Raw genomic sequence first — 22,799 nt, 5'->3', positions numbered from 1 at the left:
CTCAATAAGTCCCCACCAGCACGTCGGTATACAGCTCCTTCGGATCGGGTTCGGGCGACTGTTCGGCGAAGTCGGCCGCTTCCGCGACGATCTGGCGGATATCCTTGTCGGTCTTCTTCAGCTCTTCCTCGGTGACGCCGAGCGCTTCCAGTTCGCGCTTCACATGGTCGATGCAGTCGGACTTGTCCTTCATCGCCTGCACCTCGTCGCGGGTGCGGTACTTGGCGGGATCGGACATCGAGTGACCGCGATAGCGATAGGTCTTGAGCTCCATCACGATCGGGCCCTTGCCGGCGCGGACCCACTTGAGGGCCTCCTCGACGGCGCCGCGCACCGCGAGCACGTCCATGCCGTCCACCTGCATGCCCGGCACGCGGAAGCTCTCGCCACGACGATAGAGCTGGTCCTCGGACGAAGCGCGGTTGACGCTGGTGCCCATGGCATACTGGTTGTTCTCGATCACGAAGATGATCGGGAGCTTCCACAGCTCCGCCATGTTCATGCTCTCGTAGACCTGGCCCTGGTTGGCCGCACCGTCACCGAAGTAGGCGAGGCAGACGCCGCCGTCGTTGGCGTACTTGTGCTTGAAGGCGAGGCCGGTGCCGAGGCTGACCTGCGCGCCGACGATGCCGTGGCCACCGTAGAACTTATGCTCGACGCTGAACATGTGCATCGAGCCGCCCTTGCCCTTCGAGATGCCGGCCTGGCGCCCCGTCAGCTCGGCCATGATGACCTTGGGATCGATGCCGTAGGCGAGCATGTGGCCGTGATCGCGATAGCCGGTGATGACGCTGTCCGTTTCGGCGTTGAGCGCGGACTGCAGGCCGACGGCAACCGCCTCCTGTCCGATATAGAGGTGGCAGAAACCGCCGATCAGGCCGAGACCGTACAGCTGGCCGGCGCGCTCCTCGAAGCGGCGGATCAGCGTCATCTGGCGGTAGAATTCGAGCAGCTCTTCCTTGCTCGCCTGATAGCGGTCTGGCTCGCCGGGGCGTTCGCGATTGGGAATGGGATCCGCCTTCGGCTTGGCAGCCGCAGGGCTTTTGGCAGGTGTTCTCGCCACGATTCAGGCCTCTCGGAATGGGCTTCGTTGGCGCGTGGTATAGGCGCTGACAGCGCAAACACGCAACGGGAGGGTGTGGTTGCGTTTGCAGGAGACGCAATTGCAGGAATTGCATGTTGTTACCGGAAACGTCACATGATCCAGCTTCGCCGAGCGAAGCCGGGCTGTCCCTCGTGCAAACATCCGTTCGCACTGAGCGAAGTCGAAGTGTAGCCGCAGCGCATGGCCTTCGACTTCGCTCAGGCCGAACGAAGGAAGGATTTGCGGCAGTCCCCCGACTTCGCTCGGGACGAGCGGAGATTTGGATGCCTTACGGCGTGGTCTGGATGATCACTTCGTCGGGGCGCGCGAGGCCCATGTCGCGGCGGACCAGTTCGTCCGCCATATCGGGATCGACATGCTTGGCATCCAGCAACGCGACCTTGCGGGCCAGCGCCGCGCGCTGCGCCTCGATCACCTTGAGCTGAGCCTGCCTCTGGGCAAGCTGCGTCTTGTAGTCACCAAGCGCGAGTAGACCGTTCGGCCCGGCGATCGCGTAGCCCGCGAAATTGCCGATGACGAGCAAGGCCAGCGCGGGCAGAGCCGCGGCTCGGATGATTTCGACAGGACGACGCTTGCTTCGCATTACGCCGTCATTATCGAGTCAAACGAATCGCGACTCAAGCCTCTTTTCACTGGAATCAGGCAACTTTCGTCGCAAAGGCCGCCTTGCCCGCATAGCGCGCCATCGAGCCCAGCTCCTCCTCGATGCGGATGAGCTGGTTGTATTTGGCAAGCCGGTCCGAACGGGCCAGCGAACCCGTCTTGATCTGGCCGCAGTTGGTGGCGACGGCGAGGTCGGCGATGGTCGAATCCTCGGTCTCGCCCGAACGGTGCGACATCACCGCGGTGTAGCGCGCGCGCTGCGCCATGTTCACCGCTTCCAGCGTCTCGGTCAGCGATCCGATCTGGTTGACCTTGACCAGCAGCGAGTTGGCGATGCCCTCGCTGATGCCGCGCGCCAGGCGCTTCGGGTTGGTGACGAACAGATCGTCGCCGACCAGCTGGACCTTGTCGCCGATCTTGTCGGTGAGCAGCTTCCAGCCGTCCCAGTCGTCCTCGGCCATGCCGTCCTCGATCGACCAGATCGGGTAGCGCGCGGCGAGATCGGCGAGATAGTCGACCATCCCGGCCGAAGTCAGCGTCTTGCCCTCGCCCGAGATGACGTAGTTGCCGCCCTTGTAGAATTCGGTCGCGGCGCAATCGAGCGCCAGCGCGACCTGCTCGCCGGGCTTGTAGCCGGCCTTCTCGATCGACTTCAGGATGAACTCGATCGCCTCGTTGGTCGAGCCGATGTTCGGGGCGAAGCCGCCTTCGTCGCCGATGCCGGTAGAGAGGCCCGCTTCGGACAGGCCCTTCTTCAGCGTGTGGAAGATCTCGGCACCCCAGCGCACTGCGTCGGCCAGCGTGTCGGCGCCGTGGGGGACGATCATGAATTCCTGGAAGTCGATCGGGTTGTCGGCATGTTCGCCGCCGTTGATGATGTTCATCATCGGCACGGGCAGGACATGCGCCGCGACGCCGCCGACATAGCGGTAGAGCGGCAGGCCCCGGCTTTCCGCCGCCGCCTTGGCAACCGCGAGGCTGACGCCGAGGATCGCGTTGGCGCCGAGCTTCGATTTGTTGTCGGTGCCGTCGAGATCGATCATCGCGGCGTCGATCTCGGCCTGGTCCTCGGCCTCGAAATCGGCGAGCAGCTTGGCGATCTTGCCGTTCACGGCCTTCACCGCATCCTTCACGCCCTTGCCGCCGTAGCGGGACTTGTCGCCGTCGCGCTTCTCGACCGCCTCGTGCGCACCGGTGGACGCGCCCGAGGGCACAGCGGCGCGGCCGAAGCTGCCGTCCTCCAGCGTCACGTCCACTTCGACGGTCGGGTTGCCGCGGCTATCGAGGATTTCGCGGGCGTGGATGTCGATGATGGCGGTCATGCGGAAGGCTCCCTCCAATGGTTCGCGGCGGCTGTTAGCCGCGCAACACCGGCGAGGCAATCGGCACGGCCTGCCGCTTTGTACGGAACCGGCCAAGAGACGGCTGGTTTTGTGAGGGAGAGCGCGTCTATGATCGCGCGCGTAACGAACGAAAGGGTTCGCCATGGCCGAGACGCTCCCCGAGGGCACCGATCACGTCATCCCCGGTGCACAGAACAGCTCAACCCGCGAGAAACTGAAGGCGGACGCCGCCGATTTCCGCGACAAGGCATCGGCCAAGGCGGCCGATCTCAAGGGTCAGGCCTCCGACAAGGCGCGCGAATATGCCGACGAGGGCAAGGCGCGGGCCTCCGCCGGGCTGGATTCGGTCGCCAGGATGATTTCGGACAGCGCGTCCACGATCGACGACAAGCTGGGTGCAGCCTACGGCGACTATGCCCGCAAAGCGGGCGACGCGGTGGCCGATTTCTCGGCCTCGCTGCGCGACAAGGATGTCGAGGAACTGCTCGACGACGCACGCGATCTCGTGCGCCGCTCGCCGGCGATCGCGATCGGCGCGGCGGCGGCGGCGGGCTTCGTCATCGCCCGCATCGTCAAGGCCGGCAGCGAAGCTCTGGACGAGACCGCCAAGGCGGCCGAACCCAAGACGCCCCGCAAGAAGGCCGCGAGCGACGGCGCCGAGACGGTGAGCGCCGCCACCCGCAAGGCGCCGCCCAAGCGCAAGCCGCGCACGACCTCCTGAGCCGTCCGGGGATCGCGGGGGATATGCTGGGTCTGGGTGGCCTGATCGGTCAGTTGATCGAGGACGGGCGCGCGCTGGCGCGGGCCGAAGCCAATCTGCTCAAGAGCAAGGGCTTCGCGATCCTGCGCCGGTCGCGAACGGCGATCATCCTGCTGCTGATCGCGGCGTGCCTCGCCTTCGCATCGGTCGTCGCGCTGATGCTCGGGCTGGTGCTGGAGCTGGCGCCCTATGTCGGCGCCGCACTGGCCGGCCTGATCCTGCTGGTCGGCGGGCTGGCGATGGCCGCGTTCCTCGGCTGGCTGGCGATCCGCCTGCTCGCCGGGCCGCCCGCCAGGCCCGAACCGGAGACGCCGGCATGACGAGCGTCCTCAAGCGCCTCTTCTCGAACATCAACGACGTCGATGTCGCGCAATCGCAGGTCGATGCCGCGCGTGGCCGGCTGATGGCGACGATCGAGCAGATCCAGCAGAAGATCGCCCCCTCCACGCTGATGGACGAGGCGCTGGAGCAGGTGAAGACACGCTCCGCCGAACTGGCCCGCAGCACCAGTCAGGTGGTACGCGAACGCCCCGCCACCGTCGCCGCGACCGCCGCCGGCATCGGGCTGCTGCTCGCCGCCAAACCGCTGTCGAAGCTGTTTGCCGGCCGCAAGGCGAAGGCGGAGGAACCCTCCGCGCCCAAACCCCGTTCACCCCGCAAACGCCCCTCCCCCAAGCCCGCTTCGTAAAGGACAAGGCCCATGACCGAGACCTCCGGCAGCGACGAGACCCCGGCGACCACCACCCGCCAGGCGATCCGCGACGGCATCGACGATGCCTATGCCAAGGCCAGCAAGACCGCCCACGCGGCCGTCGAACGCACCAAGGACGGCATCGAGCAGGCGCGCGGCAAGGTGACCGACGCTTATTCCTCGGGCCGCGACAAGGCTTCGGAGGCCTATGCCTCTGCGCGCCAGAAGACGGCCGACGGCTTCGACAGCAACCCGCTCGCGGTACTGATCGGCGGCATCGCCGTCGGCGCCGTGCTCGGCGCCCTCCTCCCGCGCACCGAGCGCGAGGCCAAGGTGCTGGGCGCTATGGGCGAGAAGGTGCGCGGCGCCGCCGGCGAGGCGATCGAGGCGGCCAAGGGCGCCGGCCGCGACAAGCTCGACGAACTGGGCCTCAGCAAGGACCATGCCCGCGAGACGATGAAGTCGCTGCTGGACGGCGCCATCGCCGCCGCCGGGTCGGCCGGCGCCGCCGCCATCGACAGCGCCAAGAAGAAGAGCAGCTGAAACAAGCGGTGAACCAACCGGCACAGGCTGCGTTCATGTCGGCCCGGCCATAGCACGGCCCATCTTTTACGGCCCGGAGAGAGCATCTCCGGCCGATGTTCACGGAGTGTTGCATGTCCCGTTTCCGCCTGATGCTTGGTGCCGCGCTGCTGGGCGCTTCCGGCTTCGTCGCCACGATGGGCGTTGCCCCCGCCTCGGCGGCGGCCGTCGACAACAGCGACCCGTCGCGCTTCATCACCACGCTGTCGGGCCAGGCGTTCAGCACGCTCCATTCGGGTAGCCAGTCCGCAGCGCGCGCGCAGTTCCGCACCCTGCTCGGCCAGTATTTCGCGGTCGACGAGATCGGCGACAAGCTGATCGCGCGCTGGAAGCCGCAGATCAGCCCGGCGCAATATTCGGCCTACAAGGCGGCGCTGCCGGGCTTCATCATCAACACCTATGCCGACCGGCTGTTCGATTATGCGAACGCGCAGGTGAAGGTGATCCGGGCCGTGCCGCGCGGCGATGGCGCGGCGGTGGTGAGCCAGGTGCTGCAGCCCGGCAAGGCGCCGATCAACGCAATCTGGACGGTGCAGCGGATCGGCGGCGGCTACAAGGTGTCGAACCTCACCGTCTCGGGCATCAACCTGGTGCTGACCCAGACGGCGGACTTCGATTCCTACGTACAGAAGAACGGCTTCGACAAGCTCGTCGCGTTCATGAAATCGCGCGGCTGACGCCCCTTATGGCTGAAGCCTCGGTTCCGGCCATAAAATCCTCCCCCGCCAGGGGGAGGTGGCGCCCGTAGGGCGTCGGAGGGGGCGGTCAGCGGCACGCTCGCCGACGCTCCGCCGCCGCCCTCCCCTGCGTTATGCTCGCATGCCACCTCCCCGCCCTTGCGGGGAGTATTGCCCTCTGCGCACCCACGGCAACCCGCTCACGCCAACGTTGTCGCGCCGCCTCTTGTGCGGCGCGGCAAACGAGCCTAGGCGCCTGCCCCATCAGCAGAAGCAGCGGCAGGTGCACTCATGAGCAAGCTCCATCTCGTTTTCGGCGGTCGCGTGAAGGATCCGCAGGGCCTCGACTTCGAGGATCTGAAGGCGATCGACTTCGTCGGCGTCTACCCCGATTTCGCGTCGGCCAAGGATGCGTGGCGTTCGGCCTCGCAGCGCTCGATCGACGACGCCGAAATGAAGTATGTGGTGGTGCACCTGCACCGCCTGCTCGAAGAGAACGACCTCTAAGGCTTCATTCTCAGGCGTCGCGGTAGCGGAACAGCAGTAGCGGCCGGGCCAGCGCCAGCCCGGCCAGGAAGCCGCCGACATGCGCGGGCGCCGCGATCAGCGCCCCGTCCGGCGTCCCCGGCACCTCGCCGGACGCGAAGTTCATCAGCAGCTGGATCCCGATCCAGGCGGCGGCCAGCCACAGGATCTGCAGGAACTGGCCGGAAAACGGACCCCAGCCCACCGCACGGCGCCGGCTGTAGAGAAGCGCGTAGGCCCCGATCAGCGCCGACCCCGCTCCGCTCGCGCCCACCATCGGGATACCGGAGTGCGGCGCCACCGCATATTGCGCGGCGCAGGACACGTAGGCGCCGATCAGATAGGTGACGATCACCCCGCCCGGCCCCACCGATGCCTCGACCAGCCGGCCGCAGAACACGATCATCAGCAGGTTGAACGCGATGTGCCAGATGCCGGCATGGATCAGCGTGCAGCTCAGCGGCGTCAGCCAGACCGGAGCCGCGCCCTCGACCTGCAGGCTGCCGACGCGCGCCGGAATGAAACCGGCGAGCATCGCAATGCGATCGGTCTGCCCCGCGAGCACCGCCGCCACCCAGGCGAGCGCGGTGACTGCGGCGATCGCGATCGTCGCGCGCGCAGGCGGCAGGCGCATCAGCGGGCCGTCATTGTGAGGAGCGTAGCGACGCGACAATCCATGCCGCTACGCTCGCGGCGCCGGATTGCTTCGCTCGCCATGACGATCGTCATGGACGGTCGGCTCAGATGAACTCGATCTTGTCGACCGCGTAGTAGCGGTCGCCCGACGGCACCGTCACCTCGACGTCGTCGCCGATCTTCCGGCCGATCAGCGCGCGGCCCAGCGGCGAATTGTACGAAATGCGGCCCTTCTTGGCGTCCGCCTCGATCTGCCCGACGATCTGGTACTTCACCGGCTTGTCGTCCTCGTCGAGCAGGGTGACGGTGGCGCCGAACACCACCTTGTCGCCCGAAAGCTCGGTCGGATCGATCACGACGGCGCGGCTCATCCGGTCCTCGTAATCGGCGATGGTCGCCTCGATCTGGCCCTGACGCTCCTTGGCGGCGTGATATTCGGCGTTTTCGGAAAGGTCGCCATGGGCGCGCGCTTCCTCGATCGCGTCGATCACCTCGGGGCGCTCGATGGTTTTGAGGCGCACCAGCTCCTTGGAGATAAGCTCGTAGCCCTCCTTGAGCATCGGCATCTTCTCGACGGTCGCCATCCTACCCACTGCCTTTCGTCGTCAAAATATACCGCCTTCCGGCCCTCCCTCCGGGCCGTTCCTTACGCTTATCGTGTTCGGGAGATCAAAGCGGCAGCGGAGTATAGTAGGATTGGAGCGGCCGCACTTCAAGCGGCCTGTCCCGCAACGCAGCGATTGCACGCGCCGCAGCCACGCTGGCCGCCGCGGTTGTGAAATACGGAATCTTGCCCGCCACCGCCGACACGCGGATCGCGCGGCTGTCGAGCAGCGACTGCCACCCTTCGGTGGTGTTGAAGATCAGGTCGATCCCGCCATCCTTGATCATGTCGACGATGTGCGGGCGGCCCTGCGCGACCTTGTTCACCTTCTCCACCGCGATGCCCTGCTGGGTCAGGTAATCGGCGGTGCCGCCGGTGGCGACGATGGTGAAGCCGATCTCCGCCAACACCTGCGCGCCGGGCAGGATGTGCGCCTTGTCGCCGTCCTTTACCGAGATGAAGACGCGGCCCTTGGTGGGCAGCACGACGCCGCCGCCGAGCTGGGACTTCAGGAAAGCCGCCCCGAAATTGCTGTCGATTCCCATGACTTCGCCGGTGGACTTCATTTCCGGCGAGAGGACGGGATCGACGCCGGGGAAGCGCGCCCAGGGGAACACCGCCTCCTTGATCGCGATATGCTCCGGCTTGCGCTCGATCGACGGGAAGGTGGCGAGTTTCTCGCCCGCCATCACCCGCGCCGCGATCTTGGCGACCGGCACGCCAATCGCCTTCGCCACGAACGGCACGGTGCGGCTGGCGCGCGGGTTGACCTCGATCAGATAGACGTCGCCGTCCTTCACCGCGAACTGGATGTTCATCAGGCCCTCGACCATCAGCGCGCGGGCCAGTGCATCCGCCTGCTTCTTGATCTCGGCGATGATCGCGTCGGACAGGCTGTAGGGCGGCAGCGTGCAAGCGGAGTCACCCGAATGGACGCCCGCTTCCTCGATATGCTGCATCACGCCCGCCACGACGACATCTGTTCCGTCGGCGATGGCATCGACGTCCACCTCGATCGCGTCGCGCAGATACTGGTCGATCAGCACGGGTGAGTCGCCGGAGACCTGCACGGCGGTCTGGATGTAATTTTCCAGCTGCTCCTGGCTGTCGACGATCTCCATCGCCCGGCCGCCCAGCACATAGCTCGGCCGCATCAGCACCGGATAACCGACCCGCTCGGCGACCGCGATCGCCTCTTCGCGCGAGCGCGCGATGCCGTTGCGCGGCTGCTTGAGGCCGAGGCGCGTCACCAGCGCCGCGAAGCGCTCGCGATCCTCCGCCAGATCGATCGCGTCGGGCGAAGTGCCGAGGATCGGAATACCCGCCGCCTCCAGCTCCGCCGCCAGCTTGAGCGGGGTCTGCCCGCCGAACTGGACGATCACGCCGTGGAGCGTGCCGTTCGACATCTCGACGTGGAGGATTTCCAGCACGTCCTCGACGGTCAGCGGCTCGAAATAGAGGCGGTCGGACGTGTCATAGTCGGTGCTCACCGTCTCCGGGTTGCAGTTGACCATGATCGTCTCGTAGCCCGCATCGGCCAGCGCGAAGCAGGCGTGGCAGCAGCAATAATCGAACTCGATGCCCTGCCCGATCCGGTTCGGGCCGCCGCCGAGGATCACCACCTTCTTCCGGTCGCTCGGCATAGCCTCGTTCTCGGGCTCGCCGAAGACGGGCGCCTCGTAGGTGGAATACATGTAGGGCGTCTTGGCCTCGAACTCGGCCGCGCAGGTGTCGATGCGCTTGAAGACGGGGCGCACGCCGAGCTTGTGGCGGAGCGCCCGCACCTCGGCCTCGGTCACGCCGCCGGTCATCGCGACCAGCGTATCGTGGATCAGGCCGGAGCCGCGCGCCTGCATCCGCTCGGTGCCGGGGCGCAGGTTGGCGCTCTCCAGCGCCAGCCAGGCCAAGCGGCGGTCGGAGAAGCCCATCGCCTTGAGGCGGCGCATCCCCGCCGCGTCACGGGGAAGCCCGTTGGCGCGCACCTCCTCCTCGGCGAGCACGATCTCGCGGATGCGCTCCAGGAACCAGGGATCGTATTTCGCGATCGCGTGGATCTCGTCGACGGTGAAGCCCTCGCGCAGCGCCTGGGCCGCGTAGAGCAGCCGGTCCGGCGTCGGCCGCGCCAGCGCCGCCTCGATCTCCGAGCGCGGGCGCCCGGCGAGATGCTGCACCGGGTTGAAGCCCGCCAGCCCCGTCTCCAGCCCGCGCAGCGCCTTCTGCACCGATTCGTGGATATTCCGCCCGATCGCCATGACTTCGCCGACGCTCTTCATGGCGGTCGTCAGCGTATCGTCGCTGCCCTTGAACTTCTCGAAGGCGAAGCGCGGGATCTTGGTGACGACATAGTCGATCGTCGGCTCGAAGCTCGCCGGCGTCGCCCCGGTGATGTCGTTCATGATCTCGTCGAGCGTGTAGCCCACCGCCAGCTTGGCGGCGACCTTGGCGATCGGGAAACCGGTCGCCTTGGACGCCAGCGCCGAGGAGCGCGAGACGCGCGGGTTCATCTCGATCACGATCAGGCGGCCGTCCTTCGGATTGACCGCGAACTGCACGTTGGAACCGCCCGTCTCCACGCCGATCTCGCGCAGCACCGCGATGCTGGCGTTGCGCATGATCTGATATTCCTTGTCGGTCAGCGTCAGCGCCGGCGCGACGGTGATGGAATCGCCGGTGTGGACGCCCATCGGATCGACATTCTCGATCGAGCAGATGATGATGCAATTGTCGTTGCGATCCCGCACGACCTCCATCTCATACTCTTTCCAACCGAGCAGCGATTCCTCGATCAGCACCTCGGTGGTGGGCGACGCATCGAGGCCGGTGCCGACGATGCGGACGAACTCCTCCTTGTTGTAGGCGACGCCGCCGCCGGTGCCGCCCAGCGTGAAGGACGGGCGGATGATCGCCGGCAGGCCGACCGTCTCCAGCGCCGCCATCGCCTCGTCCATCGTGTGCGCCACGCCGGAGCGCGCGCTTTCGAGGCCGATCTTGTCCATCGCCGCGCGGAACTTCTGCCGGTCCTCCGCCTTGTCGATCGCCTCGGCATCGGCGCCGATCATGGTGACGCCGAACTTCTCCAGTGTGCCGTCGTTGAACAGCGCCAGCGCGGTGTTGAGCGCGGTCTGCCCGCCCATCGTGGGGAGCACCGCGTCGGGCCGCTCCTTCTCGATGATCTTGGCGACGACGGCAGGCGTGATCGGCTCGACATAGGTGGCGTCGGCGAATTCGGGATCGGTCATGATCGTCGCCGGGTTCGAATTGACCAGGACGATGCGATAGCCCTCTTCCTTGAGCGCCTTGATCGCCTGCGTGCCCGAATAATCGAACTCGCACGCCTGCCCGATGACGATCGGCCCCGCGCCGATGACCAGGATGGAGGAGATGTCGGTGCGTTTGGGCATCTTTATTCTTCAGTTTGAGGAAATGTGATCGGCGGCAACGTCGACATCCCAACCATCATATTCGACGGCGTTTCGGGCGGCGGCGTTACACATCTGCGGAATGACGGATTTGACCCAGTCGCTGGTGACGACCTCATCCTTCGCGGCGATCAAACGACCGCCCGCTGGATCGAGGCTCACCTTGTACCCAGCCTGAGTCAGCGATGGCTGCAGCTTGGCAAGCGCCTTGGGCGAACCGAGAAACAGCTGTGTGATTGCGCGAGACTTGGTGAGATCGAGGCTATTGGACGCCATCTGATCGATCACGCCGAGGCTCGCCGGCAGCTTCGCGCCTACGCACTCATCCGCCGACGTCGGTGCGGCAGATGCCGACGATCCGAGAAGAACGCACCCAATGACGCAGGCGACGTAGCGCTTCACGCCCCCTTCCCCAGCGCGCCCACGAACTGCTCGAACAGATAGTGGCTGTCCTGCGGGCCGGGGCTGGCTTCGGGGTGGTACTGGACGGAGAAGGCCGGCTTGTCGGTGAGGCGAAGCCCCGCGAGGCTGCCGTCGAACAGCGAGACGTGCGTCGCCTCGGCATTGGCGGGGAGCGTGTCGGCGTCCACCGCGAAGCCGTGGTTCATGCTGGTGATCTCGACGCGCCCCGCGCCCTCGACCGATCCGACGCGCTTCACCGGATGGTTCGCGCCGCGATGGCCCTGGTGCATCTTGTAGGTCTTGGCGCCCACCGCCAGCCCCAGCATCTGGTGGCCGAGGCAGATGCCGAAGATCGGCTTGCCCACCTCCAGCAGCTTGCGGATCACCGGGACGGCATATTCGCCGGTCGCGGCCGGATCGCCGGGGCCGTTGGAGAGGAACACGCCGTCGGGCTCGTGGCGCATCACGTCCTCGAAGCTGGCGGTCGCCGGCACCACCGTCACCCGCGCGCCGGCGGCGACGAGGTTGCGCAGGATGTTGCGCTTGAGGCCATAATCGATCGCGACGACGTGGGGGGCGTCGGCCTTCGCCTCGTCCGCCTTGTAGCCGGCGCCCAGCGTCCACAGGCCGTCGCCCCACTGGTAGCTCTGGAGCGCGGAGACGTCCTTCGCCAGATCCATCCCCTCCAGCCCGGGCCAGGCCTTGGCCTGCTCGATCAGCGCGGGGATGTCGAACTTGCCCTCGGGATCATGCGCGATCACACCGTTGGGGGCGCCGTTCACGCGGATCGATCGGGTCAGCGCGCGGGTGTCGATGCCCGACAGGCCGATGCGGCCGTTCGCCTTCAGCCACTCGTCGAAACGCTGGGCGGCGCGGAAGTTGGAGGGCGCCGTCACATCCTCGCGCACCACGCAGCCGAGCGCGTGGGCGTTGGTCGCCTCGATATCCTCGCCGTTGGCGCCGACATTGCCGATGTGCGGGAAGGTGAAGGTGATGATCTGCTTCTCGAAGGAGGGATCGGTCATCGCCTCCTGATAGCCGGTCATCGCGGTGTGGAAGCAGACCTCGCCCACCGCCTGTCCGACCGCGCCGAAGCCGCGCCCGAACAGCACCACGCCGCTCGCCAGAACCAGAACGCCGGTCGCTCCATCGGGGACGCGCGTATTGGTATCGGCCATCGGCTGGCTCTCCTTGAGGTGGTGGACGGGTGGTTAAACGGGCGGCGTCCTAGGGGTGCGGGCAGGCAGGGTCAATCTAGTAAGTTCCGGCCGTCTCCGCTATAGCTCCGCCTTTCCGATTTCTGCCGGGTTCCCATGATCAGAGACGACATCAAGACCGCCCTCGTGACGGCCATGAAGGCCCGCGAGGCCGAGAAAACCGCCGCCATCCGCCTGATCCAGAGCGCGATCAAGAATCGCGACATCGAGGCGCGCACCGGCGGCGCTCCGGCCGACGACGACGCTCTGGTGGTCGAAGTGCTCAACAAGATGGCCAAGCAGCGCCGCGAATCGATCGAGATGTACGAAAAAGGCAACCGCCCCGAGCTGGCGGCGGCCGAGGCGAACGAGCTGGCGGTGATCGAGGGCTTCCTGCCCAGGCGCATGTCCGACGAGGAGACGGTCGCCGCGATCGACGCGATCAAGGCGGAGATCGGCGCCGAGGGGCTGAAGGACATGGGGCGCGTGATGGCGGAACTGAAGGCACGCCACGCCACCAGCCTCGACATGGCCAAGGCGAGCGGCCTGGTGAAGGCGCGGCTGAGCTAATCTCCCCTCCCGCTTGCGGGAGGGGTCGGGGCGCGGCACACTTTCCCCGTTCGTCCTGAGCCTGTCGAAGGACGTGCCGCAGGAGATTCGGTGGCCTTCTGGACCTACATGCTAAGATGCGCGGACGGCCGATATTATGTCGGACATACGGACGCGCTTGAAGCGAGGGTGGCACAGCATGAAGCTGGGAAAGGCAGTGACTTCACGGCAAGGCGGCGGCCGGTAATGCTGGTTTGGAGCGAGGCGTTCAGCACACGGGCGGAAGCGCTGGCGGCAGAGCGACAGGTCAAAGGCTGGTCGCGCGCCAAGAAGGAAGCCCTGATCGCGGGCGACTGGAAAAGGGTTTCGGAGCTGGCGGTATCGCGTGAGGCACGTCCTTCGACTTCGCTCAGGACGAACGGGTTTTTTGAGGCCAGCGTACAATCCGGGGGGGGAGAGGCCGGCCACATAAACACCGTTCGTCCTGAGCTTGTCGAAGGACGTGCCCCAAACGCAGCCCCCACCCCATGACCCTCTCCCCCGCCTGGCTGGACGAACTCCGCGCCCGCACCCTCCTCTCCGCGCTGATCGGCAAGACCACCAAGCTCCAGCGCGCCGGACGCGAGTGGAAGGCGTGCTGCCCGTTCCACAACGAGAAAACGCCCAGCTTCACGATCAACGACGACAAGGGCTTCTACCATTGCTTCGGCTGCGGGGCGCATGGCGACGCGATCCGCTGGATGACCGACCAGCGCGGCCTGCCCTTCATGGATGCGGTGAAGGAACTCGCGCAGGCGGCCGGCATGGAGGTGCCCGCGCAGGATCCCCGCGCCCGCGAGAAGGCCGAGCGCGCCTCCACCTTGCATGACGTCATGGCGCAGGCCGAGGCCTGGTTCGTCGAGCAGCTCGGCCGCGCCGAGGGTGCGCACGCCCGCGCCTATCTCCAGAAGCGCGGCATCTCCGAGGCGCTCGCCCGCAAGTTCCGCATCGGCTTCGCGCCAGACACCCGCACCGGCCTGCGCTCCGCGCTCAAGGAGGCGGGCGACGACAAGCTCGTCGAATGCGGCCTGCTGATCCGCCCGGAGGAAGGCAATCGCGAACCCTACGATCGCTTCCGGGGCCGCCTGATGATCCCGATCCGCGACGCGCGCGGGCGGACCATCGCCTTCGGCGGCCGCATCCTCGGCGAGGGCGAGCCGAAGTATCTGAACTCGCCCGAGACGGTGCTGTTCGACAAGGGCCGCACCCTGTTCAACCTCGATCTCGCCGCCGCAGCGAGCCGCAAGGCCAACCGCGTGATCGTGGTCGAGGGCTATATGGACGTGATCGCGCTCGCCGGAGCCGGGATCGAGGAGGCGGTCGCCCCGCTCGGCACCGCGCTCACCGAAGGGCAGCTGGAGCGGCTGTGGCGGATGGACCCGCAGCCGATCCTCTGCTTCGACGGCGACAATGCCGGGCAGAAGGCGGCGGTGCGCGCCATCGGGCGGGCGTTGCCGTTCCTCGCGCCCGGCAGGACGCTGCGCTTCCTGACATTGCCGGGCGGGCAGGATCCGGACGACGTGATCCGCTCGGGTGGTCGTACCGCGATGGAAGCGCTGCTCGAAACGCCCGAAGCGCTGGTTGATCGCCTCTGGCGCCACGAAGAGGCCGCCTTGCCGCTCGACACGCCCGAAGCCCGCGCCGGCCTCAAGCAGCGCCTCACCGAGCATAGCCGCGCCATCGCCGACAAGGACGTATCGCACCAGTATTTTCAGGATTTCCGCCAGCGCATCGACGACAAGTTCGCCGGTCCCCGTCGCGACTGGCAGCCCCGCACCGGCGGTACCGGCAGCTTCCGCCCCCGCAAGGTGCAGGATCGGCGCGGCCGCTGGGTGGACGCCCCGCCCCCGCCCCACGCCGCGACCAAGGCGCTCAACCAGTCCGGCATCGGCCCCATCGAGGCGCGCGCCATCCTTGCCGGGCTGATCCGCCTGCCCGCCGTGATCGGCGACCATGCCGAGCCGCTTTCACACCTCCATTTCGCCGATCCGGCGCTCGACCGGGTGCGTACCGCGCTGGTCGAGGCGGCATGGCGCGGCGAGGCGCTTGAAGATGAAGGCATAAGCACCATATTGCGGCGAGTCGGTGGTCTGGACCTTCTCGGGAAGCCCGGCCGCGCGAACGGGCTTGCCTTTTCCTTCCAGCGCGGCAATGCGGACCCTGAGCGCGCGCGTCGCGATCTGGGGGAAGTGATCGACGTGATGGTCAGGCGCTCCGAGCTCGATGCGCGGATCGCGGAAGCCACGGCCCGACTGGCCGACGGAACGGATGAGCATGCGTGGGAGGAGCAGCAGCACCTCCAGCGCGAGAAAGTTGAAACGGAACGGCGGCTCTCCGAGTTGAGGGAGCAGGCCGAATTCTGAGGGTAGGCATGGCGAAGACGAACGTAGCGGAAGCGACTGCAGGCGGTGCGGGTGGCGGTGACGGCGATGCGCCGATCGTCGACCTGAACGAGGCCGGCCTCAAGAAGCTGATCGCGCGCGCCAAGAAGCGCGGCTACCTGACCTTCGACGAGCTGAACGAGGCGCTGCCGCAGGATCAGATCGATCCCGACAAATATGAAGACATCATGGCCGCGCTCAACGAGATGGGCGTGAACATCGTCGAGAACGAGGACGCCGGCGAGGACGAGAAGCCGCAGGAGCAGGACGACGCCGACGAGGAGCAGTCCTCCGACGACGGCTCGGGCGAGGTCTTCCAGGTCGAGAAGAAGAAGGAGACGGTCGATCGCACCGACGATCCCGTCCGCATGTACCTGCGCGAGATGGGCGCCGTCGAACTGCTCAGCCGCGAGGGCGAGATCGCCATCGCCAAGCGCATCGAGGCCGGCCGCGACACGATGATCCTGGGGCTGTGCGAAAGCCCGATCACCTTCAACGCCATCATCGAATGGTCTACCGCGCTCAACGAGGGCACGATGCAGCTGCGCGAGATCCTCGATCTCGACGCGATGCTCAACAAGGACCCGGCGCCGGAGAACATGTCCGACGACGATGACGGCGACGACAACGGGGAAATCTCCGAGAAGACCGCCGGCAAATCCTACAAGGAAGAGGAAGAGCCGGAGGAGGAGCAGTCCGCCGACGAGGACGAGGACGGTCTCACCGAGCGCCGCACGCCGCGCCCGCAGGAGGATGACGAGGAGGACAACACCCTCAGCCTCGCCCAGATGGAAGAGCAGCTGAAGCCGCTGGCGCTGGAGCGCTTCGCGACGATCACCAGCCTCTACCACCAGTTCGCCAAGATCCAGCAGGCGCGCGTCGATGCGCTGAACTCCGGCGGCTATCCGGAGCGCGAGGAGGCCAAGTACCAGGCGCTTCGCGAGCAGCTCACCGCCGAGGTGGAGAGCGTCCAGTTCCACGGCGCCAAGATCGAGCATCTCGTCGATCAGCTCTACGCGTTCAACCGGCGCCTGACCGCGCTGGGCGGCCAGATGCTGCGCCTCGCCGAGCGCCACAAGGTGCCGCGCAAGGCCTTCCTCGACGCCTATATCGATCACGAGCTGGAGGATGGCTGGCTCGATCGCGTGAAGGGCATCGACAAGAAGTTCGCCGCGTTCGCCGCCGCGGAAGGAACCGCGGTCGATCGCATCCGCAACGAGATCAGCGAGATCGTCGGCAGCACCGGCATGGCGCTGCCCGAATTCCGCCGCATCGTGAACATGGTGCAGAAGGGCGAACGCGAGGCCCGCATCGCCAAGAAGGAGATGGTCGAAGCGAACCTGCGCCTCGTCATCTCGATCGCCAAGAAATACACGAACCGCGGCCTGCAGTTCCTGGATCTCATCCAGGAGGGCAATATCGGCCTGATGAAGGCGGTCGACAAGTTCGAGTATCGCCGCGGCTACAAGTTCTCCACCTATGCGACGTGGTGGATCCGTCAGGCCATCACCCGCTCGATCGCCGATCAGGCGCGGACCATCCGCATCCCGGTCCACATGATCGAGACGATCAACAAGCTGGTCCGCACCAGCCGCCAGTTCCTCCACGAAACCGGCCGCGAGCCGACCCCGGAAGAGCTGGCCGAGCGCCTCTCGATGCCGCTCGAGAAGGTCCGCAAGGTGATGAAGATCGCCAAGGAGCCGATCTCCCTCGAAACGCCGATCGGCGACGAGGAGGATTCGCACCTGGGTGACTTCATCGAGGACAAGAATGCGATCATCCCGGTGGATGCCGCGATCCAGCAGAACCTGAAGGAGACGGTGACGCGGGTTCTGGCCAGCCTCACGCCGCGCGAGGAGCGCGTGCTGCGGATGCGCTTCGGCATCGGCATGAACACCGATCACACGCTGGAGGAAGTCGGCCAGCAGTTCAGCGTGACGCGCGAGCGCATCCGCCAGATTGAGGCCAAGGCGCTGCGCAAGCTCAAGCACCCGAGCCGCAGCCGCAAGATGCGCAGCTTCCTCGATCAGTAACGTTCATCCTCCCCAGCTTGCTGGGGAGGGGGACCGGCGAAGCCGGTGGAGGGGCCGTCGGCGCAAGCCGGCGGTCTTCTCGTGTCAGGCGTCCCGCATCGCCCCCCCCCCCCCCGCGCTTCACGCAGGGAGGATGAGCCGTCCTCGTAAACCGCACCTTTACCCCTTTCGCGTAGAGCCGACCGACAGCGCGGGCACGGGGCCGCGTGTTGGCACGCGAGCGAAAGGGCAGCGCATGGCATCGCAGGCGATCGACAGGCAGCCGTCCGGCGTAGCCGAACTCCTGTCCGACATGGTCGCGAAGGAAGGCAGTGCGAGCCACGGCTATCCGCTCTCCCCGGCGCTGGAGGGCGATCCCGCCGTCCGCAACCTCGCCGACATCGCGCATTTCGTCTGTCTGCTGCACGGCCGCTATCCGGGCGTGATCGATCACGCCGCCGCGCGCGTCGTCCACCCGACCGCGCGCACCTTCATCTATCGCGCCGCCCCCGGCTTCGCGGCGGAGCGTTCCTATCTGACGCGGCTCGTCGTCGCGGCCGGCCCGCTGCCCTCCACGCTCGGCCAGTCGCAGAGCGAGGCGGCGGTTGCCAACCAGAGCCATGCGCTCGCCACGCTCGCCCAGTCCGAACGCAACGGCACCGCGATCGGCGCCGCGATCGCGCTGGTGCTCGACTGGCGGCCGATCCGCCGCGTGCTCGATGCCGCGGCCCAGCGCTTCGGCATCCAGGTGCCCCCGCTCGATCTGCCGGGCGTGTCCGAAACGCTTGCCATCGCCACCGAGGCTTCCGAAACGCCGGGCATCGAGCGCGCCATGGCGTTCGGGGCGCAGCAATTGCTCGTCCAGCATCGCGGCCTGTGGGATCTGCTCGAAAGCCGCGAAAGCGCGCGGCGCCACGCCTGACTTCGCGCTAGGGCTTCGGCGCCCTGCTCCACGCCTCCGCGTCGCGCACCTGCGCCATCTTCGTCCGGCGATCGTAGAGGCACAGCATCGTGCCGGCGCGCCCCTTGTTGACGCGGGGCGGATAGTGGCCCGTCACCAGCAGCACGTCGAGCGCCGACCGATCCGAGAAATGGACCGGCGCCGAGGCCGCCGCCCCATCCATCCCGCTCGCGCGCAGGCAGGCGTCGCGCGATCTGCCATCGTTGTCAGGGGCAGCGGCGGCGGCGAGCATCAACAACGGCAACAACGGCATCGATTCTTTCCCCGTCACGGGCGGCTGAGCCGCCCCCCGGTCAACGGTTCCGGCACCCCCGTGGTGCCCGGAAAGCTGATCGGCAGACCTTTCAGCGACCGCACCGCCATATAGGCGAATCCCTCGGCCTCGGTCGCGTCACCATTTTGCCCGACCGCCTCGATCGGCTCCACGGGAATTTCGCAGGCATCCGAAAGCATGGCCATCATCGTCGCATTGTGGCGGCCGCCGCCGGCGACGATGATCTTCGTCGGCCGTTCCGGCAGGTGATCGAGCGCCAGGGCGACGGTGGCGGCGGTGAAAGCGGTGAGCGTCGCGGCGCCATCGGCCGCGCCAAGGCCGCGTGCCGGCTGGATGGTGAAATCCGCCCGGTCGAGCGACTTGGGTGGAGGCTGATCGAACCATGGATTGTCCAGCATCGCGGCCAGCACCGCCTTGTCGATCGTGCCAGTCGCCGCGAAGGCGCCGCCGTCATCGAACTCCTTGCCGGTTTCCGCTGCCATCCAGTCGTTGACGAGGCCGTTGGCGGGGCCGGTATCGAACGCCACCAGCGTGCCGTCACTCCCCACGAAGGTGATGTTGCCTACCCCACCGAGGTTGAGCACTGCCACCGGCAGCGTGGCGCCCGACAGCAGGGCGCGGTGATAGACCGGCAGCAGCGGCGCGCCCTGCCCGCCCGCCTTCACGTCCGCCCCGCGCAGATCGTGGACCACCGGCACACCGAGCGCGGAGGCCATCATCGCGCCGTCGCCGATCTGCCAGGTCCAGCCGCGATCGGGCCGGTGCGCGACGGTCTGGCCGTGGAAGCCGATCACGTCGACATCCTTCGCGTCTTTCCCGGCGGAGGCGAGCAGCTGGTGGATCAGGATCAGGTGCCGGCGCGTCAGCATCTCGGTCGCCGCGCCGATCTCGGGCGAGAGGCGCGGTTTCTCGTAGGTCAGCGCCAGCGCGGTGGCTTCCTGCAGCTGCTTGCGGGCGGCATCCGAATAAGGCTCGGTGCGGAAGGCGATCGGCTTCACGATGCCTTCGCCATCCGTCTCGATCAGCGCGGCGTCGATCCCGTCGAGCGAGGTGCCGGACATCAGACCGATCGCCAGCATCGTCTCGCTACCCATGCGCCTGCCCCCATGCTATCGCCCCGCCGCCATGACGACGATGCCGTACAAATCCGAACTGCTGCGCCTACTCGACGAGCGCGGCTATATCCACCAGCTGACCGATGCGGAAGGGCTGGACGCCCTCGCCACGCGCCAGGTGGTGCCGGGCTATATCGGCTTCGATCCGACCGCGCCGTCGCTCCATGTCGGCAGCCTCGTGCAGATCATGATGCTCAGGCGTCTCCAGCAGGCGGGCCACAAGCCGATCGTGCTGATGGGCGGCGGCACCGGCAAGATCGGCGACCCCTCGTTCAAGGACGAGGCGCGCAAGCTGATGACGGACGAGACGATCGCGGAGAATATCGCCTCGATCAAGCGCGTGTTCGAGCGCTTCCTGACCTTCGGGGACGGTCCGTCCGACGCGATCATGCTCGACAATGCCGAATGGCTCGACAGACTGGAATACATCCCCTTCCTGCGCGAGATCGGCCAGCATTTCTCGGTCAACCGGATGCTGAGCTTCGATTCGGTGAAGCTGCGGCTCGATCGCGAGCAATCGCTGAGCTTCCTCGAATTCAACTACATGATCCTGCAAGGGTACGATTTCCTAGAGCTGGCCCGCCGCGCCGAATGTCGCCTGCAGATGGGCGGATCGGACCAGTGGGGCAACATCGTCAACGGCATCGAGCTGACCCGGCGCGTCGCCGGCGAACAGGTATTCGGCCTCACCACCCCGCTGATCACCACGGCGGACGGCGGCAAGATGGGCAAGACCGCAAAGGGCGCCGTCTGGCTCAACGCCGACATGCTCGCGCCCTACGATTACTGGCAGTTCTGGCGGAACACGCAGGATGCCGATGTCGGCAAGTTCCTGCGCCTGTTCACCGACCTGCCGCTCGCCGAGATCGCCCGGCTGGAGGCGCTGGAGGGCGCCGAGATCAACGCGGCCAAGATCGCGCTCGCCAACGCCGCGACCACGATGGCGCATGGCGAGGAGGCCGCGCGCGACGCCGCCGAGACCGCACGCAGGACCTTCGAGGAAGGAGCTGCCGGCGGCGACCTGCCGACGCTGCGTATCGACGGCGGGTCGATCCCGATCGTGCAGGCGCTCACCGTGCTGGGCTTCGCCGCCTCCAACGGCGAAGCGCGGCGCAAGATTGGCGAGGGCGCGGTGCGCCTCAACGATCTCGCGATCACCGATCCCACCTTCGAGATCGTGCTGGAGGACGTTCCGGTGAAGATCAGCCTCGGAAAGAAGCGCCACGGCATCCTGACGCGCTGAGGACACGGATCTTATACGATCGTCGGTAAACGCGTCTTAACGCTGTCTCTTGATGCATCGTTCATGCCGCACTTGCACAAAGTCCCCATGTAGCCGGGGGTTTGTGAGTAATGGCGACCGCAATTTCCACGATCGAGAGCCGTCGCGCACCGCGTGACGTCGTGTCCTTCCGCGCGCCGATCGACGGGCCGGCCGGCATCCGTACCACGGTGCTGATAGTCGACGTCTCGCCTTTCGGATTCATGTCGCGCTGCCAGGCGCCGCTCGCACCGGGGGACGTGGTGGCGGTGAAGCTGCCAGTGGTCGGCAATCGCGCCGCCAAGATCGTCTGGTCGCTGGGCGGCCGGGTTGGCGGCGAGTTCCTCGAACCCATCGCGTCGGACATTTACGGCATGATGCTGAAGCGCGCGCCGAACGACAAGCCGGCCTGGAACGAGTTCTGATCCAGCCGCCGGGGCGGTTCAGGCCGCCTCGCCCAGCAGCCGCGCGCGCACCGCCGGCCAGTTCGCGATCCGCCAGTCGGCCGGATCCTCCAGCGTCAGCACATTGTCGTGCGCGAGGCGGACGTCCTCCGGCGCGATCGGCGCATCCATCGGGATCGAGTGGAAGCAGCGCACCGTCGGGCGCGTCGGCTGCTCCTCATTGTCGGCGATCACCACGCCGAGCAGGCTGTCGCGCAGCCGCACCAGCGTCCCGCGCGGAAAGATGCCGAGGCTGCGCAGGAACGCCTTAAGCAAAGCCGGATCGAAATGCCCGGCCCAGCTCTGCATCTCGGCCAGCGCCTTCTGCGGCGACCAGGCATCCTTGTAGGCGCGGTGCGAGGTGAGCGCGTCGTACACGTCGCAGATCGCCCCCATCCGCGCGGCGAGGCTCAGCCGATCGCCCGTGAGGCCGAAGGGATAGCCCTTGCCGTCCATCCGCTCGTGATGGTGGAGGCAGACGTCGAAGGCCGCATCCGGCACGCCCTGCCCCGCCTTGAGGATCCGCGCGCCATCCTCGGCATGGCGACGCATCACCGCGAATTCCTCCTCGGTCAGCCGGCCCGGCTTGTTGAGGATATCCGGCGGCATCGCGATCTTGCCGACATCGTGGAGCAGGCCCGCCATGCCGAGCGCGGACACCTCCTCCGCCGGCCGATCGAGCGTCCGCGCGAGGTTCATCATCAGCGCCGACACCGCGACCGAATGGAGATAGGTATATTCGTCGCGCGCCTTCAGCCGCAGGATGCCCAGGAAGGCGGCGGCGTTGCGCTCCACCTGCTCGGACAGGTCGGTGAGCACCGGCCCCAGCCGCGCGACCGAGATCGGCCGGCCGAGCCGCACGTCCTCGACCACGCGCATCACCTCGCGGCGCGATCGGCCGACGGTCTGCAGCAGGCCCTTCATGGTCGGGTCGGCTGACGCCTTGCCGACGCGCAGCCCGGCGACGGTGCCACCGGCGGGCGCGGGCGTGCGACGGGTGGCGAACGGAATCGATCGCCCCTTGTCGGTATCGATGACGATCGAGGTCAGCACGCTGCGGCGCAGCTGCTCGACCTCGCCCTCGTCGTCGAGCAACCGCTCGCGCGGCCAGTGCGGCTGATCCGCCCAGCGCCCCTCGAGCGCGTGGACATACATGCCGAGCTGGACATGGCAGGGGCTGATCCGACGCAGCATGCGCTAGCGCCCTGTCCTGCCGGATAC

The 22,799-nt window shown here is 67.0% G+C and carries 24 protein-coding genes; 13 read left to right on the top strand and 11 right to left on the bottom strand.

Annotated features, from left to right (window positions below; genetic code table 11):
- Position 1 precedes the first annotated feature (1 nt).
- From pdhA to eno, 3 genes are all read right to left on the bottom strand, one after another.
- The gene (gene pdhA, locus QGN17_RS02565) at positions 2–1,063 is read right to left on the bottom strand and encodes a pyruvate dehydrogenase (acetyl-transferring) E1 component subunit alpha (protein WP_281042951.1); all 1,062 of its coding nucleotides are present in this window, start codon (positions 1,061–1,063) and stop codon (positions 2–4) included.
- Between the two features lie 310 nt (positions 1,064–1,373).
- Positions 1,374–1,688 carry an FtsB family cell division protein gene (locus QGN17_RS02560; RefSeq protein ID WP_022689556.1) on the bottom strand — a complete coding sequence of 105 codons (315 nt, stop codon included), beginning with the start codon at positions 1,686–1,688 and terminating at the stop codon, positions 1,374–1,376.
- 55 nt (positions 1,689–1,743) lie between these two features.
- Complete coding sequence (gene eno / locus QGN17_RS02555; RefSeq protein ID WP_281042950.1) at positions 1,744–3,030, bottom strand: phosphopyruvate hydratase; 1,287 nt, start codon at positions 3,028–3,030, stop codon at positions 1,744–1,746.
- Between the two features lie 163 nt (positions 3,031–3,193).
- Here eno and QGN17_RS02550 point away from each other — a divergent pair, with 163 nt between their 5' ends.
- The 6 genes from QGN17_RS02550 (at position 3,194) to QGN17_RS02525 (ending at position 6,268) form a co-directional block, all read left to right on the top strand.
- Entirely contained in the window at positions 3,194–3,772 is a 579-nt protein-coding gene (locus QGN17_RS02550; RefSeq protein ID WP_281042949.1) for a hypothetical protein, read from the top strand.
- A gap of 23 nt (positions 3,773–3,795) precedes the next feature.
- On the top strand, positions 3,796–4,131 hold the full coding sequence (locus tag QGN17_RS02545; RefSeq protein ID WP_281042948.1) for a phage holin family protein: 336 nt from the start codon (positions 3,796–3,798) through the stop codon (positions 4,129–4,131).
- Positions 4,128–4,499 carry a DUF3618 domain-containing protein gene (locus QGN17_RS02540; protein ID WP_281042947.1) on the top strand — a complete coding sequence of 124 codons (372 nt, stop codon included), beginning with the start codon at positions 4,128–4,130 and terminating at the stop codon, positions 4,497–4,499. Before QGN17_RS02545 ends, QGN17_RS02540 begins: the two co-directional genes overlap by 4 nt.
- A 12-nt stretch (positions 4,500–4,511) precedes the next feature.
- The gene (locus QGN17_RS02535; RefSeq protein ID WP_281042946.1) at positions 4,512–5,045 is read left to right on the top strand and encodes a hypothetical protein; all 534 of its coding nucleotides are present in this window, start codon (positions 4,512–4,514) and stop codon (positions 5,043–5,045) included.
- A gap of 113 nt (positions 5,046–5,158) precedes the next feature.
- Positions 5,159–5,761 (top strand): MlaC/ttg2D family ABC transporter substrate-binding protein, encoded by a 603-nt coding sequence (locus tag QGN17_RS02530; RefSeq protein WP_281042945.1) that lies wholly within the window; start codon positions 5,159–5,161, stop codon positions 5,759–5,761.
- 291 nt (positions 5,762–6,052) lie between these two features.
- Positions 6,053–6,268, top strand: a complete 216-nt coding sequence (locus tag QGN17_RS02525) for a DUF4170 domain-containing protein (RefSeq protein WP_022689046.1) — start codon at positions 6,053–6,055, stop codon at positions 6,266–6,268.
- Between the two features lie 10 nt (positions 6,269–6,278).
- Here QGN17_RS02525 and QGN17_RS02520 read toward each other — a convergent pair whose 3' ends face one another.
- The 5 genes from QGN17_RS02520 to carA all read right to left on the bottom strand — a co-directional run bounded on the left by QGN17_RS02520 (position 6,279) and on the right by carA (position 12,525).
- Positions 6,279–6,920: a rhomboid family intramembrane serine protease gene (locus QGN17_RS02520; protein ID WP_281042944.1), complete on the bottom strand. Its 642-nt coding sequence runs from the start codon at positions 6,918–6,920 to the stop codon at positions 6,279–6,281.
- 106 nt (positions 6,921–7,026) lie between these two features.
- Entirely contained in the window at positions 7,027–7,506 is a 480-nt protein-coding gene (greA, locus tag QGN17_RS02515; protein ID WP_022689044.1) for a transcription elongation factor GreA, read from the bottom strand.
- A gap of 85 nt (positions 7,507–7,591) precedes the next feature.
- Positions 7,592–10,927 carry a carbamoyl-phosphate synthase large subunit gene (carB, locus tag QGN17_RS02510; protein ID WP_281042943.1) on the bottom strand — a complete coding sequence of 1,112 codons (3,336 nt, stop codon included), beginning with the start codon at positions 10,925–10,927 and terminating at the stop codon, positions 7,592–7,594.
- 9 nt (positions 10,928–10,936) lie between these two features.
- Positions 10,937–11,347: a ribonuclease E inhibitor RraB gene (locus QGN17_RS02505; RefSeq protein ID WP_281042942.1), complete on the bottom strand. Its 411-nt coding sequence runs from the start codon at positions 11,345–11,347 to the stop codon at positions 10,937–10,939.
- On the bottom strand, positions 11,344–12,525 hold the full coding sequence (gene carA, locus QGN17_RS02500; RefSeq protein ID WP_281042941.1) for a glutamine-hydrolyzing carbamoyl-phosphate synthase small subunit: 1,182 nt from the start codon (positions 12,523–12,525) through the stop codon (positions 11,344–11,346). The genes QGN17_RS02505 and carA overlap by 4 nt, the downstream gene beginning before the upstream one ends.
- 135 nt (positions 12,526–12,660) lie before the next feature.
- Here carA and QGN17_RS02495 point away from each other — a divergent pair, with 135 nt between their 5' ends.
- The 5 genes from QGN17_RS02495 (at position 12,661) to QGN17_RS02475 (ending at position 18,446) form a co-directional block, all read left to right on the top strand.
- Complete coding sequence (locus QGN17_RS02495) at positions 12,661–13,113, top strand: GatB/YqeY domain-containing protein (RefSeq protein WP_281042940.1); 453 nt, start codon at positions 12,661–12,663, stop codon at positions 13,111–13,113.
- A 108-nt stretch (positions 13,114–13,221) separates the two neighbouring features.
- Positions 13,222–13,623: a GIY-YIG nuclease family protein gene (locus tag QGN17_RS02490; RefSeq protein ID WP_281045128.1), complete on the top strand. Its 402-nt coding sequence runs from the start codon at positions 13,222–13,224 to the stop codon at positions 13,621–13,623.
- Positions 13,620–15,494 carry a DNA primase gene (dnaG, locus tag QGN17_RS02485; RefSeq protein ID WP_281042939.1) on the top strand — a complete coding sequence of 625 codons (1,875 nt, stop codon included), beginning with the start codon at positions 13,620–13,622 and terminating at the stop codon, positions 15,492–15,494. Before QGN17_RS02490 ends, dnaG begins: the two co-directional genes overlap by 4 nt.
- Before the next feature lie 8 nt (positions 15,495–15,502).
- The gene (gene rpoD, locus QGN17_RS02480; RefSeq protein ID WP_281042938.1) at positions 15,503–17,545 is read left to right on the top strand and encodes an RNA polymerase sigma factor RpoD; all 2,043 of its coding nucleotides are present in this window, start codon (positions 15,503–15,505) and stop codon (positions 17,543–17,545) included.
- Positions 17,546–17,780: 235 nt separating this feature from the next.
- Positions 17,781–18,446, top strand: coding sequence for a DUF6975 family protein (locus tag QGN17_RS02475; protein WP_281042937.1), 666 nt, complete (start codon positions 17,781–17,783; stop codon positions 18,444–18,446).
- Positions 18,447–18,453: 7 nt separating this feature from the next.
- On the opposite strand, the gene QGN17_RS02470 is transcribed toward QGN17_RS02475, so the two are convergent.
- Together QGN17_RS02470 and QGN17_RS02465 are read right to left on the bottom strand one after the other, a co-directional pair.
- A complete protein-coding gene (locus QGN17_RS02470) occupies positions 18,454–18,738 on the bottom strand; it encodes a hypothetical protein (RefSeq protein WP_148287171.1) in 285 nt (94 codons plus the stop codon).
- 14 nt (positions 18,739–18,752) lie between these two features.
- Positions 18,753–19,853, bottom strand: a complete 1,101-nt coding sequence (locus QGN17_RS02465) for an anhydro-N-acetylmuramic acid kinase (RefSeq protein WP_281042936.1) — start codon at positions 19,851–19,853, stop codon at positions 18,753–18,755.
- A gap of 31 nt (positions 19,854–19,884) precedes the next feature.
- Between QGN17_RS02465 and tyrS the strand changes: the two genes are divergently transcribed.
- Together tyrS and QGN17_RS02455 are read left to right on the top strand one after the other, a co-directional pair.
- Positions 19,885–21,117 (top strand): tyrosine--tRNA ligase, encoded by a 1,233-nt coding sequence (gene tyrS / locus QGN17_RS02460; RefSeq protein ID WP_281042935.1) that lies wholly within the window; start codon positions 19,885–19,887, stop codon positions 21,115–21,117.
- A 110-nt stretch (positions 21,118–21,227) separates the two neighbouring features.
- Positions 21,228–21,560, top strand: coding sequence for a PilZ domain-containing protein (locus QGN17_RS02455; protein ID WP_281042934.1), 333 nt, complete (start codon positions 21,228–21,230; stop codon positions 21,558–21,560).
- 18 nt (positions 21,561–21,578) lie between these two features.
- Here the strand turns inward: QGN17_RS02455 and QGN17_RS02450 are convergent, their stop codons facing one another.
- Positions 21,579–22,772, bottom strand: coding sequence for an HD-GYP domain-containing protein (locus QGN17_RS02450; protein WP_281042933.1), 1,194 nt, complete (start codon positions 22,770–22,772; stop codon positions 21,579–21,581).
- Between the last annotated feature and the right edge of the window lie 27 nt (positions 22,773–22,799).

The sequence above is a fragment of the Sphingomonas oryzagri genome, from assembly GCF_029906645.1.
GTDB classification, from domain to species: domain Bacteria; phylum Pseudomonadota; class Alphaproteobacteria; order Sphingomonadales; family Sphingomonadaceae; genus Solisphingomonas; species Solisphingomonas oryzagri.
The sequence above is the reverse complement of the archived record's forward strand: the minus strand, read 5'-3'. Positions and strand labels throughout refer to the sequence as shown.

What these genes read in the sequence shown, in the direction of transcription:
- QGN17_RS02495 (WP_281042940.1), top strand. Translation starts at nt 12,661, where the DNA reads ATGATCAGAGACGACATCAAGACCGCCCTCGTGACGGCCATGAAGGCC.
- eno (WP_281042950.1), bottom strand. Translation starts at nt 3,030, where the DNA reads ATGACCGCCATCATCGACATCCACGCCCGCGAAATCCTCGATAGCCGC.
- QGN17_RS02550 (WP_281042949.1), top strand. Translation starts at nt 3,194, where the DNA reads ATGGCCGAGACGCTCCCCGAGGGCACCGATCACGTCATCCCCGGTGCA.
- QGN17_RS02525 (WP_022689046.1), top strand. Translation starts at nt 6,053, where the DNA reads ATGAGCAAGCTCCATCTCGTTTTCGGCGGTCGCGTGAAGGATCCGCAG.
- QGN17_RS02535 (WP_281042946.1), top strand. Translation starts at nt 4,512, where the DNA reads ATGACCGAGACCTCCGGCAGCGACGAGACCCCGGCGACCACCACCCGC.
- QGN17_RS02470 (WP_148287171.1), bottom strand. Translation starts at nt 18,738, where the DNA reads ATGCCGTTGTTGCCGTTGTTGATGCTCGCCGCCGCCGCTGCCCCTGAC.
- QGN17_RS02490 (WP_281045128.1), top strand. Translation starts at nt 13,222, where the DNA reads ATGCTAAGATGCGCGGACGGCCGATATTATGTCGGACATACGGACGCG.
- QGN17_RS02560 (WP_022689556.1), bottom strand. Translation starts at nt 1,688, where the DNA reads ATGCGAAGCAAGCGTCGTCCTGTCGAAATCATCCGAGCCGCGGCTCTG.
- QGN17_RS02450 (WP_281042933.1), bottom strand. Translation starts at nt 22,772, where the DNA reads ATGCTGCGTCGGATCAGCCCCTGCCATGTCCAGCTCGGCATGTATGTC.
- QGN17_RS02540 (WP_281042947.1), top strand. Translation starts at nt 4,128, where the DNA reads ATGACGAGCGTCCTCAAGCGCCTCTTCTCGAACATCAACGACGTCGAT.
- QGN17_RS02545 (WP_281042948.1), top strand. Translation starts at nt 3,796, where the DNA reads ATGCTGGGTCTGGGTGGCCTGATCGGTCAGTTGATCGAGGACGGGCGC.
- QGN17_RS02475 (WP_281042937.1), top strand. Translation starts at nt 17,781, where the DNA reads ATGGCATCGCAGGCGATCGACAGGCAGCCGTCCGGCGTAGCCGAACTC.
- QGN17_RS02530 (WP_281042945.1), top strand. Translation starts at nt 5,159, where the DNA reads ATGTCCCGTTTCCGCCTGATGCTTGGTGCCGCGCTGCTGGGCGCTTCC.
- greA (WP_022689044.1), bottom strand. Translation starts at nt 7,506, where the DNA reads ATGGCGACCGTCGAGAAGATGCCGATGCTCAAGGAGGGCTACGAGCTT.
- carA (WP_281042941.1), bottom strand. Translation starts at nt 12,525, where the DNA reads ATGGCCGATACCAATACGCGCGTCCCCGATGGAGCGACCGGCGTTCTG.
- rpoD (WP_281042938.1), top strand. Translation starts at nt 15,503, where the DNA reads ATGGCGAAGACGAACGTAGCGGAAGCGACTGCAGGCGGTGCGGGTGGC.
- QGN17_RS02455 (WP_281042934.1), top strand. Translation starts at nt 21,228, where the DNA reads ATGGCGACCGCAATTTCCACGATCGAGAGCCGTCGCGCACCGCGTGAC.
- QGN17_RS02465 (WP_281042936.1), bottom strand. Translation starts at nt 19,853, where the DNA reads ATGGGTAGCGAGACGATGCTGGCGATCGGTCTGATGTCCGGCACCTCG.
- QGN17_RS02520 (WP_281042944.1), bottom strand. Translation starts at nt 6,920, where the DNA reads ATGCGCCTGCCGCCTGCGCGCGCGACGATCGCGATCGCCGCAGTCACC.
- tyrS (WP_281042935.1), top strand. Translation starts at nt 19,885, where the DNA reads ATGACGACGATGCCGTACAAATCCGAACTGCTGCGCCTACTCGACGAG.
- dnaG (WP_281042939.1), top strand. Translation starts at nt 13,620, where the DNA reads ATGACCCTCTCCCCCGCCTGGCTGGACGAACTCCGCGCCCGCACCCTC.
- carB (WP_281042943.1), bottom strand. Translation starts at nt 10,927, where the DNA reads ATGCCCAAACGCACCGACATCTCCTCCATCCTGGTCATCGGCGCGGGG.